Genomic DNA, 13095 nt, shown 5'->3' on the forward strand with positions numbered 1-13095 from the left:
GACCAAGATCAGTCCAAAATCAGCTTTGGGCGTCCGCTGCCAGTATCGACTGCACTACAACATCACCCATGCTGTGGTGAAACTGCCAGACACCAATGATTCGACCGTTGAAAGAAGCCTCGCCTCCTACATCAGGGGAAGATCGCATCCCAGCTCCAATGCCGAAACTGTAAAGCCCTTTGATTGGTAGTCCAGAACGCGTAAGCACCTGGCATTGTTCATCAGTTATCAATCCATGACGATCACAAAGAAATTCAGTCCTGTTACCACGAGCATCTATGTATGGAATTATATTCGGCTTATAACCAAAAGCCGGAATAAGATAGGCGGAGTCATGCACGAGCTGCCGAACACGGGAGCTATGTTGCTCGCCATCAACCGCTACGAAACTGAGTCTCCTCTCCTGTTCACCCTCATCTGCGAGAATACGACGCGCCAAATCAAAAGTGTGAGCTCGAAGTCCACTATACCTATTTACCTGCCGACTCACCGGGCAGACATCGGCAGCCAAGTCGAAAACATAACCATCTTCCAGAGCCGATGCAGCATCAGGATAGAAAAGTTTAAGCGGCCCTTTCTGAACCAGTCTGATGATACCTACCGCGGATTGCGGGATAGACAAACTGTCGCATATCTCCAACAACGAAACGGCACATGCCCAGGCACTGTGCCCCCCGCCAAGAATTGTGACGCCGCGTCCCTGTCTCAAGGCCTGACTACATCGATCAGTACTAGACTTATCCCCATTTAAGATGCATTCAGAAAGGATAATTTTTGATAAGAAGGATTTAAGTTCAAATATTCCGGCGAATTGCTCCCCCGCGATTTCGCTCAAGGACTGATGTGCACCTAAATTCATAACAACATAATTGCTTTGCACCTCGAAAGCGGAGCCGCATCGAGGTGCGAGCCTGACAACAAGCCTTTCGTCCAACGTCTGCCTGATCGATACCGCTTCGACACCGGTCAGAGCTTTGCTATTTGCCTCACTGTCGATCAATGCTCTCATCCTCGACCCGACGACGCCTAAAAATTTACCCGCAAAGTCGAGATTGACTTCTTCATTTCTCCTACCCTTTAAGTACTCGGCATAAGGCGTCATCAAGACGTCTGGTAGATACTTTTCAACCTCGGGCGATTCGAACGCTTTGATAAATCCGCCGGCTTGTGAGATGGACTTGACATTTCCATACCGGAGGAGGCTACCGCCCCCGATATCAGGACTTTGTTCGGAGAGAAATATTCCCGATGCGAGCCAACGCTGCAAAACCCTATTCCTTGCCGCACAAACAAGAAATCCGGTGCCTGCTACACCGCCACCAACTACATGGATGTGAAATCCTTTTCTTTGTTTACCGGTCACGTGCGCAGAACCGCTCGTCATGATTTGTGTCCCGCGCAGAAAAGATAGCGCTTCTTCATGTCTGACTTTACAGTCCACCTTCCTCGAAAACCAGGCTCTATAACAAAACTGTCACCGGAAGATAAAACTATAGGCGAGCCGAGCTCCGGCTCAATAACTAGAGAGCCGTATATCATATGTATGAATTCGAACTTATCATATTCAACGAAGAAGGTCCCTGGAGTTGATGTCCACTCTCCGGCCCAAATTAAACCGTCATCACTCTCATAGAGGCGCCTAGATCTCACTTCCGGCGCCCCTTCCAAGATAACCCATCCCCGCGGTGGCCCAGTGCGTTCTTCTGCTTGCTGACATGAAACATTGAGGCAGCGACCGTCCATTTTTGATACTCCTCATCAATCAAAAGATAGTCCTAGGGACACAACGGAGACCTAACTATCTGTCCTCTTCGACAGCTAGCGTAATAGAAACACAATCAAAAGACATCGGAGCTTGGCTAAGAGTGTTACCGACCACGCTTAGCGACAAAACTGCTGGAGATATCGGAGACAAGAACTTTAGCCTCACGGTCGGCATCCATTATTTCGTTCAAATCTACGTCGAACACTGACGTATCCAACGACAATGCTTCCGATATGATCTGGTTGATATCATAATAACTAATGCAACCGTCCAGATAAAGGCGACCAGCAGCTTCGTTAGCAGCGTTGAACATCATGGTTGCTCCTGGTCCTGAAGCTACGGCGGCACGAGCAAGGCCAAGACATGGGAAGCGATCCTGATCAACTACCCTAAACTCGAGCGATCCGATTGCGCTTAGATCGAGATCATCGATACCCGTCCGCATCCTTTTCGGGTAAGCTAGAGCGTAGCCGATAGCATTTTTCATGTCGTTGTGGCCTAAGAGCGCGACCATAGAACCGTCAATGAAGCTCACTGCTGAATGAAGCAGAGAGGATGGATTTATAAGAACATTTACTTGGTTTTCAGGTACGCCGAAAAAGTAGCATGCTTCGATGAGCTCAAGACCTTTGTTAGCCAACGTCGCACTATCAAGAGAATTCTTTGGTCCCATCCGCCAGTTCGGGTGCTGCAGCGCCTCATGCGGCCTTGCAGCCGCAATACGCTCCTTATTCCAGTCACGAAACGGTCCGCCGCTCGCGGTGAGCAGAATGCGACGCAGCTCACTTTTCTGGCCGAGTTTCATGCATTGGAAGATCGCACTGTGCTCGGAGTCGACAGGAATTATCTCCGATGAATGAGCTTCAGCTAAAGCGAGCAGCTTCGTGCCTCCGCAAACCAGGGCCTCCTTATTCGCAAGAGCCACCCGATTGCCGGCCTTTACTGCAGCATGAACCGATGGGAAGCCAGCCGAGCCAGATATTGCAGCGAGAACAACATCAGCTTTCATACTGGCGATTTCAGCTGCCGCATTTGGGCCAGTCACGATGTGGCACTTGGCTCCGCTCGCTGCTTTAAACTCATCCGCAGCGCCACCGTCGGCAAAAGCGACAACTTCAGGAGCAAACTCTTTGTATATAGATACTGCTTCCTTCCACGAAGAGGCAAAAGAAGCCGCTTTCAGAGAGAACTCGTCTTTATGCTGCCGCATGAAAGCAAGAGCACTAGTTCCGATCGAACCGGAACAACCAAGGATCGTAATGGATTTCATGGGCTTCACCTACTTGGGATTGCGCAATCACGCCTAGCATCAAACGGCTCAGCGTGTATGTCCTTTTAGATGGATATCGACTGTCGCCGTCGATTTGAGATGGCGCACATCGGTGAAAAGGAGCAAACACACACGATCACAGCTTTCTGGAAGATCATTGAGGCGGGATCAATAAGAGCGATATGCAAGCGCGCCTGTTTGCCATCGTCGCTGATCGGACGCGACCTCTCAAGCACATCCAGCGCACTCGCATCGTCCGGCTCTCGACGGAGCATCTGCCTGTCTTTGGGGTGGCCGAGCGGGCAGGTGTTAGCCGACCCGCCAACTCGCGCCGGCAGCAGTGCTACGCCAAGTAAGGCGTTGAGACCCGCCCGCCCGTTAAGCCACCCCACTCCACCGACGCCGTGGCCGAGGTGCTGGCCCCGACCTGCTCGGAGCCGCCCGGAGAGGTCACCCATCGGACTGGCCGTGCCCTGGCCGATGCGGCGGGGATCTCGCTGCGCCCTGTCCGCCACATCTGAGATGCGCACCGCCTGCAGCCGCACCGACTGCGCAGCTTCAAGCGCTCCCATGACCCTGCCTTCGCGGCGAACATCGATGTTATCGGGTGCCTGTACATGGACCCGCGGCGCCACACGGCCGTGCTGTCTCTCGATGACAAGACCCAGATCCAGGCGCTGGAGCGCACGCGACCGGTCCGGCGCGTCAGGCCAAGCTGTCCCAAAACCCAGAAGCACGACTACGTCCGGCATGGCAGGACGACGCTGTTCGCCGCGCTCGACGTGGTGGACAGGAATGTGGTCGGCGGCTGCACGCAGCGCCACCGCCAGGGGGCCGCAGTGCCGGCCAGCAAGGGAATCCACGCCATTTTAGACAACCATGCCACTCACAAGCACCCGGAGGTCCGCGCCTCGTTGGCCTGACTTCCGCGCTGGATCTTCCACTTCACCCCGATCACGGACTCAGGGACGAACGCGGTTGAGAGCCTCTTCTCGGTCCTCGAACGAAGACGACTGCGGCGCGGCAGCTTCGGCCGGATCGCGGATCTCCGGCCGCGATCAACCGCTACATCGCCAAGCACAACGACAGGCCTAAGCCTTTCGTCTGATCCAGCCGGCCGTAACCATTCTCGACGCCGTCAAAGGCAAAGCCGCACCATCCGTCTGAGCCTATGCCCAGCTACCTCCTGGTCGGGAGGAGATCACTCTCGTCTGGCATCTGAAAGATAGTCACCAACAAGGGAAAGCAATTTATCGACATCTGTGTATGTCGTCTTCCCGATACACCCTATACGGAAGGTGTCGGCATCCGATAGCTTCCCGGGATATATTTCGATTTGCCGAGCCGAAAGAAATTCAAAGAGACTCCGAAAAGTGAACAAGGGCCAAGACGGCGTTTTGAAGGTCAATATCAGGCAGCCAGTTCTTTCAATTGGTATGTACGTCTCAAAACCGAGTCGACGCATACCATCGTAAATCCTATTCCGTTTATCTTGGTGACGGGCACGACGTGCAGAGATCCCCCCCTCAGCCTCCAACTCCGCCAGTGCTGCTTGTAGTGCCAGGACCGAATGTGTTGGTGGCGTGAAGCGCCATTGTCCAGTGCTTTCAAAAGACCGGCATTGTTCGAAAAGGTCTAAACTGACTGAGAAGGGATTACCCCCGCTGCATTCCAGCTCACTTGCATCGACAACGACGAAAGCCACACCGGGCGAACTTTCGATACACTTATTAGACGATCCTATCACGGCGCATATCTCTTCGGCCTCCACGTCGATGGTCTCTGAGCCGATAGTCCCTATCGCATCTACAATAAGCTTTATGTTCCGAGCCTTGCAAAATCGAGCAATCTCAGGAAGCGGGTTAATGATACCGGTAGTCGTTTCACAATGCACGACGTATATGTAGTCCGCCGCCGGATGGGCGTCATAAGATATTTCAAGCAGCCTCGCGTCGACCATTTCTGTCTCGGGTACGCGAAGGACATCATAAGAGATTCCGAGCCGCGCGGCTATCGATGCGGCGCGATCTCCGTATGCACCATTGGACAGGATAAGCACCCTGCGCTCTTTTCCTACGAGAGTTCCTAACGTCGCTTCTATGGCAAACGTGCCACTTCCCTGAATTAGTACTGTACGGTACCGTTCTGATGCACTACATAAACTCAAGATTTGGCGCGCTATCCAACGTGATGCTCGGCCAAACTCCTCAGAACGTGATCCAACGTCACGGCACATTGCCTTATGTATCTGCGCGGATATGTTTACTGGACCTGGCGTGAAGAGGGTGTGCCCCATCTCTGCTCTCCGACCTTTAACTCTCAAGAAGGCTATGTGCCGACTTTCCTCTGATTGACGGTCTATGGCCAACAAGATCTAGCATCACGTCCTCTTTATTATGGCGAGGAGCACGATTGGGGCGGCCAGCACTCGATGGGTAACTTGGGCTACACTTCACCTCTATAAAGAAACTGCCCTCAAAACTCGCCGCTTCTTGGATCACACTGAAAAGGCCGTGAAGCGACTCGACAGTCGCCACGCGGTTGTATCCCGCCGCCGACGCTAAGGAAGAAAATGAGATATCTTTAGCGTCGGTCCAAATACCGCCGACAGAGTCATGTACTCCGTTGTTAAACAGAACGTGCACTAGATTTTTAGCCTTTGCCGCGTGAAGCATTCCACCCATATGCATAAGCAATGCACCGTCACCGTCGAAACAAACTACTCTTCGCGACGGGGCCTTCCTCGCGATGCCATAGGCGATCGCGGACGCGTGTCCCATTCCACCGATTACGAGCAAATCGGCGCTGCTGGATTTACCTCGCCCAGAGCGCAGCTCAAATAGCTCGCGTGAAGTATAGCCTGTCGTAGCTACATTGATTGTATCGTCAGGCAGGCCATCTATGAAAGCTGTAAGCACCTCGGCCCTTGTGATTGTCGGCCTTTTGGACGGCTCCGAAGCGATGGCAGCTCTATCCCGAACAAAAAACCCTTTTCTGCATACGAGGGCGACGGGCTTTGCGTTTTCCTTCGCTGCCTCCACCATTTTAAAAGCTAATTCATTTACATTACGCGTGCTTTTATCGCAGACTAGATAGTCAATATCGAGGGATTTTAACAGCGGCAGAGTAATATATCCTTGCTTTGAGTGCTGTGGCTCATCTGCTATCTGGACATCATCGTCGGAAATTTCTCCGCGCCATCCGATGATCAATAAGATCGGGATGCCCCACACTTTTTCGTGTGCCAACGAGACTAACGGATTAACCGCATTACCTATTCCAGAATTCTGCATGTAGACGACGGGCACATTGCCCGAGCCAAGATGGGAGCCCACCGCAATCGAAATCGCCGATCCCTCGTTACACGCGACAAGGTGATCGCTCCCGAACTCCTCCTGCAAGCTTTCACTTAGTCCTTCTAGGAGCGAGTCAGGCACTCCCGCTGCAAAATCCACTCCGGCCAATCTTATGGCCTTGGCGAATTGAATGGGCGAAACTGGCATATGCTGTTCGCCTATAACGAGATGATTTCGTCAATAGGGAGGCACATGCCTTCGATCTCTTTCGACCTATCGTTATGCAAAATTCCCGTAGCCGCTGCCATCATCGCAGCGTAGGACGCGCGCAATAAATGATTGGCATATATAACTATATCAAACCCGTGCAACTCGAGTTCTTCGAACGTTGTCTCGAAGAAGCTTGTCGGCACACAGACAAGAGGTGTTTTCAGTCCAAGCTTTTTGTACCACTCCGCAAATTCAAATATCTCCGCCGGTTCAGACCTGCGGCTGTGTATCATAATACCATCGGCGCCAGCGCTGAGATATGCCTCAGCGCGACGCTGAGCATCAAGCATACCTTTTTCCAGTATGAGACTCTCAATCCGCGCTATCACCATTAGATCGCTTGACTTCGCTATTTCCTTCCCCCGGGTCAATTTATTAGCAAAATCATTCACGTCTTCCTGTTGCTGCTCTACGCTATTGCCGAACAACGAATTCCTCTTCAGACCACGCTTGTCCTCCAAGATTATTGCAGAAATATTCTGCTTGGAAAGCGCAGTGACATTCAATGCAAAATGTTCAATGTTTCCGCCCGTGTCACAATCCATTATTATTGGCTTACTAGTTACTTCTCTGATTTCAATCAAATTCGCGAGTCTGTGGCGTACATCGAGATATTCTATATCGGGCTTCATTTTCAAAGTGGAGTCTGTCAATGAGCTTGACCAAATCGCATCATATGATCGGCTGCCCTTGCTATCGCGAACGGTCGCCTTTTCCGCGATGACCGCAGACATAGGGCTATGCGCCTCTATAACACGCAAACAACGTCCCTCGTTGAGAAGCTCTCTAAGATTACGAGTACGGTCGATTTTTGGCCGATTGTTTAGACCTTGAAGCGGCGCGACGATATTTTTGTGCATGGACCCTCATTCCTTCTGATTTACTGCTCCGGGCGGCGCAGCTCACATCAATTTATCATTTGGCTCGCCTAATTACGGCTATCTCAGACCCTATTGAGGGTGGGTTTTCCCGATCTGCAAGCGGCCAAGCTCCGATGATCCTCCCCCGTCTAACGCGCTCTCGGTTCCATTACTGGTCTGAGCTTGAGCGGCGCTCTGATTGAAGATTAGTTGGCAAAAAGCTAGATCATGGAAGGCCGGCAATCTCTCGACCATTATCGTCATTCATGGTGCTGAAACGCCCGTAGCAACATCGGGGGTTGTATGAGCGAACCCGGATTTATCTCGTGGGAAACCAACTGATCCTACTAACATCAATGTGCATAGGACTCCGAGGAAGATAAGAAGAGAATTGAACCCGCCAGCAGTGTAGAAGTATGAAACGATCCCGACCGATGCTCCAGCGGCCGAAAAACCAACAAAGTAGCGCGCCGCATAAGCACGTGAGCGCCATTCGTCGGAGGTGTACTTCGCAACAATTGCGTCGTTGATCGTAACCTGACCGAATACGGCCATGCTTATCAATGCAGCGATAACGAGAAACCACGGGCCCGACAAAAACGAACCCAATACAAACGTTGTCACTACAATGAGTGACAAAGGTACGAACACATTGCGAAGTGAAAATCTATCTAGAAGGCGGCCTATTAGAAACTGCGCGAGAGCTCCGAAGAGATATATTCCCGACACGATCAGTCCGAGATACGGCCCGTTCTCATCGATCTGCAAAGATTTATCGCTAATAAGCTTCGGCATCGAGACCGTAATGGCGTTGAACGTGGTAGAACTCGCGACCAACGTTATCGCCAAGCATAAAACCACACGGCGCATTGCGCTCTTACTTACCAAGGGTGCTGTGCTCCGTGAGGAAAAAGAGCCCGACTTCTCACCCGCTTTAAGAGAGTGGGCGAGGAGGGCGGCTCCGATCACGATGGAAAGGAGTCCCGGAACCGCGAACGCGACGCGCCAGCTGAACAGTTCGCTTAACATCGAGGTGAAAAGAGCGGACGAGGCAACGCCGAAGTTCCCCCAAACACCGTTGATGCCCACATCGCGACCAATTTTTCTGGAGCTCGCCACCAACATAGCGGTACCGACCGGATGATAGATTGACGCGAACACGCCAACCAGGAGAAGGGCGGCACTCAACTGATAGGGTGTTCGGGCAAGGGAGGTGAGTATCAGCGATGCACCGATGCCGAAAAGAAAGATCACGAGCATGTAGTCCCGCCTCCATTTATCGCCGAGCCAGCCAGCGATTAGTGAACAGGCGCCGAAAGCAACAAACCCTGGGGTTGCGTATGGCAGCAACTCTGAATATGTAAGGCCAAAGTGGCTTGCCATGAACAAGACTGCGGTCGCAAATATAAGCATTGCATAGTGGTCAATTAGATGAGATATGTTAATGAACAATATTGACTTGGCCGAATAGCTCATCTCATTACCATTTTTGCTAGCGATAAGCGATGATAAGCTGATACTTAAGTGATCCAAATTCCTCAAATCGGATCTTGCTCCTCCACCTATCGCAGGTGAAATCGAATTCTTCTTCTGAGTATTTGCGAATGAATTCCTGGCGGTTCTCCGACAACCGTTGGAGTGCCAAGCGATTGGCACGGCTGAATTGCTTACTTAAATCGTGCGTAACTATTTCTCGAAATCCTGCATTGCCAAGCTGGTCCACATAACTCTCGGCAGGAAGAAGATGGTAAGAACAGTTCTGCTTGTAATCTTCAAAACCGGGATCCTTTACGAGACCATCGAAAAAATCTGTAAAAATAATAACACCGGTCGGCTTCAGCCAACGGTGAAAGTTTCTCCATAAGGTGAGTTTATCAGCGATGTATAGGAAACAGTCACGGCTCCAGATCAGATCAAATGCATCACCGTCCATAATCGAGCCGTCAAGAGCGCTGCCACATTTAATCTGGTCAACTATTGTTTTGGTAGAAGCGTTGCGTTCTTCGAGTATAGAGCACATGACCGGGGATTGGTCCAAGGCTGTCACATGTACGCCGAACGTTTCCTTCATGAAGAAGGACCATCCTCCAAGCCCAGCGCCGACATCCAGAACAGACCGTACCTCACGCCCGAGCTTGCCGACGGTATCTTTTAAATACATTTCCGCTTCAGAGACGTCTGGGCTCTGAAGACCGTTTCCATAAACGAACTCGGAACGCAGGATACTATGTCTGGTATACCGCTCTTCCTCGGAGGTATTACCGTGAGACTGATTGGTCATGTTTAGCTACACCTTTTGGTTTGATACCGATGGATGGAGCGGTCGTTTGCGCTGTAGTTACAAGTCTGACTGCTCACATGCTCGATTTAGATTTCCATCGCATATGACGTAATATTTATGTGCAGAGTCGTGTAAGGATCTCCTCGTTCACCAAAGTATAGTTTCGGCCGTCTATCAGGACCTGTGCGCCTGGGTAAGGTGGCCGCCAAAAAGCCCGGATTTTCTTCTGTATGGTATCCTCGGTATCCTGATCGGTGACGTTTTTCATCGCGAGAACCTCGGCGCGATAGAAAGTACGGCCAGCTCCCTGCTCTTGTGGAAGCGGAAGCGAGCGAGAAGTCATTCCGACGTACAACCGTCCGAACTGCGAGATGAGATGCTGTGTTGTTATTTGTTCTAGATCAGCCGCTGTTATACGTCCTGGATCTATCTGGAACCATTCGGTGTCGATTATCGGTCCCGCGTCAATGTGGTCGGTCATATAGTGGGCGCTTGTCGCCCAGCGTGTGGCACCCTCAAGAATTCCGACATTGTAAGTACCCCAACCGCGATAAGCCGGAAGTGGGGCAGGATGGAAATTGATCGAACCCCGGATTGGAAGCTCAACTATTTCTCGTTTTATCTTTCTGCCGTACTGAATGCATATCAGGTAATCTACGGTGTTTAAACTTGTACGGCGGCCGTTTTTGGTGTCTGCTAACATTTCATTTAGTAGGTCTTCGGTACAAATCTCCAGCCCGAGCTTTTTGGCGAGCAAGAACACTTCGTGCTCTCCCGCTTCAAGCTCTTCACCGCCTTGTTTCCCTGCCACAACTAGTATTTCGGATCCGCCATCATAGGCGATCTGCAGGGCCGCGCATGCGGCTGCCTTCCGACCCATGAAGATTAGTTTCATAGTCATGGAATGCATCCCCTGTCATAATAGGCCCAGCAGTGTGTTGCGTGCTGCAGGTGTGCAGCATCGTTTTGTATGTGCGTGGAGGTGCTCGAAACCTGACTGTGAAAAAACTTGAGCGGCCCGGTCCTACGGCGGGGCTTTCGCTTGCTTCGGGAGCAATTGGTGCGCAGCAGCTAGGTCGTCTTCGTTGTCAATCTCGTACCACTGCCCGTCACACGGCACCGCCTTGAGAGAAACTAAATCGGCGCCGATGAGGTCGTTCAATATAGTCTCATAGCACTCCTGCTTTACACCGGACTCAATTAACTTTTCGACGTGAGCGTTAAGTAGGTCCCAAGTATCTTTTTTTATCCAGAATATGTTGGATGATATATAATGGCACGTATAGTCTATCGAAGCGTTCTTATCCTGTTCTTTTATGACGTTGTAACTCATAAGTTTGTCATTTGTGAGTATGAGGGTAGCGGATCGATCTTCGTCATATCGAGATACTGCCACGCAGTTTTGATGTTCGTCTTCGTGAAGTTTGGTGAGCAGTACGGGCCTGAAAAATACGTCTCCTTCGACCAACAGACAATCCGAATGAAGCCACTCGCGGGCGTACCATAGAGCATTCACTACCCCTGCTTCCTGATAGTATTCCTCTTCATAATACTGTATCTTCATCCCTTTCCAGTCGCGCCCGACAAATTGTATTATCTCGTGGGCGAGGTAGCCAACGACTATTGCGACCTCTTCATAGCCACTTACTTCTAGAGCGTTTAGTGTGCTTTCCAGTATTGGTGTCCCGTGTACTGCAACTAGACACTTCGGTTTGGAGAGCGTAAGGGGCCGTAGTCTCGTACCCATGCCGGCTGCAAGTATCAAAGCTCTGCGCACTTTTGCCTCTGCTAACTCTGGGTACCGTTGAACTCCTTCTCGTCTCGGCTGAAAGGTCCGAGACGAGTCTTGCAGCCAATGCTAGGCTTGGTCTTCCATGCTGCTCAGGCGTTGCTCGTTTCTTCCTTCTTAGAGGCGTAATATAACTTGGCCTCTAGTTCATTTTTCCCGAAATAGCCGCCTCGTAGAATGCGAGTATGTGTGCCCGAGTTGAACGCGTCCCGCCCGTGGAAGATGCGTCGATTGTCCCAGATCAGCAGATCATCTTGATGCCATTTATGTGTGTAATAGGGGCTTTTGGTAAGAAGGCTTTTCTTGAACTTAGAATATGCCTCATAAAGTCGTGGCATTTCATTGAATTTGGTATTCTTGAAAAACATCTTAGACGGGTTGTTTATCAGTCCGGTAATTTGATTTTCTGCATTCCTTTTGATTATAGGCGTTGAATTGACAAACAACTTCTGTGCTTCTGGATATTCAGCGATGTATATTACTTCCTCATTGCAGAGCACCTCGTAGAGGTTTTTTTCTGATTTTTGGAACGAGTTCGCCGCTTCTAAGCCGTCAATAAACCTAGTATTGCCGAAGTTATTTTCGGCGCATCCGTCGCTAACGTCGAGTCCAAAGAGAAATTGAAACTCGGGCGGATTAGAGTAATAAGGTATATCCGTGTGGAGGTGTAACTCTTTCGTGCTGAATGATATGCTGTCTGTTTGATCGTCCGGTTTTGTTTTCAGGTCGAAATAGTCACCAAAGTAGGATGGTTGTAGAAAGCCTGAAATACGTCGAACAAGATCCTCAAATTTGATACCGCCTGCCGACCCGGCTTTTGCGACAACGATCCCGTGTTCGAACAGGTGCTCAAGCAGGTTCTTTAAGGCGCCTCGGTCGTTCATGACTGCTGACTGATCGAACGCTGCCATACTGCTGGGCAGATCATCGGTCCAGGGTTTCCAAGATGGACCAGCTGGGATGTCGTATGCGGCCGTATTTCGGGAGTAGTCGTTAGCGCGCAACCATTCTAGGTCATACACACTGCTGTGATTGTCGCTCCAGGTTATGTGTAGGTCGCCATCTTTGATTGTTGTCGATGTCGGTACTACGTCGAGCGGAATAAACGCGGTGTCGTAGTACTTTTGATTGCACGACGCGTTAAATAAGACGTCGCTGTGACAGTTGTCCCGAAGCCATACCCAGTGGTACCTGCTCAATTGTCCGTCTTGCCATTCAATTGATAAGTGATCAGTTTCGCTTTTGATCATAGGACTTCCTTTGTCTAGACTTCTTTCTTGCTTCAATTCTCGGAAAGATCGCTGGTGCGTCCCGTCGGGGTCCGCTGCACACCGGTGCGTCTTGTCGAGGGTCCAAAGCGTTCGTGATCGCTGTCATGACGACCTTAGGTTTTTGGGCCTCGCGTATGACAGATTTATAACTGTCTATGTAACCGAGTGTTTCTGGCTTCAGAACCGCTGCCTGTTTTCTTCAGCTTACGCGTGACGATTTGGCCGTAAGAGGTTGTTCGAGCTGTACTTATTCGTGGGCGCGCTGGAAGGGTTTAATATGCGGTTTCTGTTGG

The 13095-nt window shown here is 50.8% G+C and carries 11 protein-coding genes and 1 pseudogene; 1 reads left to right on the top strand and 11 read right to left on the bottom strand.

The annotated features are described in order from the left end of the window. Window positions 1–19 precede the first annotated feature (19 nt). The 3 genes from J3A75_RS36135 to dxr all read right to left on the bottom strand — a co-directional run bounded on the left by J3A75_RS36135 (window position 20) and on the right by dxr (window position 3035). A complete protein-coding gene (locus J3A75_RS36135; protein WP_209651374.1) occupies window positions 20–1384 on the bottom strand; it encodes a hypothetical protein in 1365 nt (454 codons plus the stop codon). Next, on the bottom strand, window positions 1381–1743 hold the full coding sequence (locus J3A75_RS37470; RefSeq protein ID WP_354405182.1) for a cupin domain-containing protein: 363 nt from the start codon (window positions 1741–1743) through the stop codon (window positions 1381–1383). The genes J3A75_RS36135 and J3A75_RS37470 overlap by 4 nt, the downstream gene beginning before the upstream one ends. 125 nt (window positions 1744–1868) lie before the next feature. After that, the gene (gene dxr, locus J3A75_RS36145) at window positions 1869–3035 is read right to left on the bottom strand and encodes a 1-deoxy-D-xylulose-5-phosphate reductoisomerase (protein WP_209651376.1); all 1167 of its coding nucleotides are present in this window, start codon (window positions 3033–3035) and stop codon (window positions 1869–1871) included. Between the two features lie 182 nt (window positions 3036–3217). Between dxr and J3A75_RS36150 the strand changes: the two are divergent. Continuing rightward, window positions 3218–4202 (top strand): annotated as a pseudogene (locus J3A75_RS36150) (IS630 family transposase). A gap of 34 nt (window positions 4203–4236) precedes the next feature. Here J3A75_RS36150 and J3A75_RS36155 read toward each other — a convergent pair. From J3A75_RS36155 to J3A75_RS36190, 8 genes are all read right to left on the bottom strand, one after another. Continuing rightward, on the bottom strand, window positions 4237–5331 hold the full coding sequence (locus J3A75_RS36155) for a 2-aminoethylphosphonate aminotransferase (protein WP_209651377.1): 1095 nt from the start codon (window positions 5329–5331) through the stop codon (window positions 4237–4239). Between the two features lie 16 nt (window positions 5332–5347). Beyond that, window positions 5348–6538: a phosphonopyruvate decarboxylase gene (gene aepY / locus J3A75_RS36160; protein ID WP_209651378.1), complete on the bottom strand. Its 1191-nt coding sequence runs from the start codon at window positions 6536–6538 to the stop codon at window positions 5348–5350. A gap of 11 nt (window positions 6539–6549) precedes the next feature. Next, complete coding sequence (aepX, locus tag J3A75_RS36165) at window positions 6550–7461, bottom strand: phosphoenolpyruvate mutase (RefSeq protein WP_209651379.1); 912 nt, start codon at window positions 7459–7461, stop codon at window positions 6550–6552. A 264-nt stretch (window positions 7462–7725) separates the two neighbouring features. Next, window positions 7726–8937 carry an MFS transporter gene (locus J3A75_RS36170; protein ID WP_209651380.1) on the bottom strand — a complete coding sequence of 404 codons (1212 nt, stop codon included), beginning with the start codon at window positions 8935–8937 and terminating at the stop codon, window positions 7726–7728. 16 nt (window positions 8938–8953) lie between these two features. Beyond that, window positions 8954–9742 (bottom strand): methyltransferase domain-containing protein, encoded by a 789-nt coding sequence (locus tag J3A75_RS36175; RefSeq protein ID WP_209651381.1) that lies wholly within the window; start codon window positions 9740–9742, stop codon window positions 8954–8956. A gap of 115 nt (window positions 9743–9857) precedes the next feature. After that, window positions 9858–10643, bottom strand: coding sequence for a formyltransferase family protein (locus tag J3A75_RS36180; RefSeq protein ID WP_209651382.1), 786 nt, complete (start codon window positions 10641–10643; stop codon window positions 9858–9860). Window positions 10644–10766: 123 nt separating this feature from the next. Then, window positions 10767–11519, bottom strand: coding sequence for a phosphocholine cytidylyltransferase family protein (locus J3A75_RS36185; protein ID WP_209651383.1), 753 nt, complete (start codon window positions 11517–11519; stop codon window positions 10767–10769). A gap of 104 nt (window positions 11520–11623) precedes the next feature. Continuing rightward, complete coding sequence (locus J3A75_RS36190) at window positions 11624–12781, bottom strand: TauD/TfdA family dioxygenase (protein WP_209651384.1); 1158 nt, start codon at window positions 12779–12781, stop codon at window positions 11624–11626. Window positions 12782–13095 lie beyond the last annotated feature (314 nt).

This window comes from Methylobacterium sp. PvP105 (assembly GCF_017876975.1).
Lineage (GTDB): Bacteria > Pseudomonadota > Alphaproteobacteria > Rhizobiales > Beijerinckiaceae > Methylobacterium > Methylobacterium radiotolerans.

Bases quoted from the DNA above. Each gene is read 5' to 3' on its own strand.
- dxr (WP_209651376.1), bottom strand. From the start codon at position 3,035: ATGAAATCCATTACGATCCTTGGTTGTTCCGGTTCGATCGGAACTAGT.
- aepY (WP_209651378.1), bottom strand. From the start codon at position 6,538: ATGCCAGTTTCGCCCATTCAATTCGCCAAGGCCATAAGATTGGCCGGA.
- J3A75_RS36190 (WP_209651384.1), bottom strand. From the start codon at position 12,781: ATGATCAAAAGCGAAACTGATCACTTATCAATTGAATGGCAAGACGGA.
- J3A75_RS36155 (WP_209651377.1), bottom strand. From the start codon at position 5,331: ATGGGGCACACCCTCTTCACGCCAGGTCCAGTAAACATATCCGCGCAG.
- J3A75_RS36175 (WP_209651381.1), bottom strand. From the start codon at position 9,742: ATGACCAATCAGTCTCACGGTAATACCTCCGAGGAAGAGCGGTATACC.
- J3A75_RS36180 (WP_209651382.1), bottom strand. From the start codon at position 10,643: ATGACTATGAAACTAATCTTCATGGGTCGGAAGGCAGCCGCATGCGCG.
- aepX (WP_209651379.1), bottom strand. From the start codon at position 7,461: ATGCACAAAAATATCGTCGCGCCGCTTCAAGGTCTAAACAATCGGCCA.
- J3A75_RS36135 (WP_209651374.1), bottom strand. From the start codon at position 1,384: ATGACGAGCGGTTCTGCGCACGTGACCGGTAAACAAAGAAAAGGATTT.
- J3A75_RS37470 (WP_354405182.1), bottom strand. From the start codon at position 1,743: ATGGACGGTCGCTGCCTCAATGTTTCATGTCAGCAAGCAGAAGAACGC.
- J3A75_RS36170 (WP_209651380.1), bottom strand. From the start codon at position 8,937: ATGAGCTATTCGGCCAAGTCAATATTGTTCATTAACATATCTCATCTA.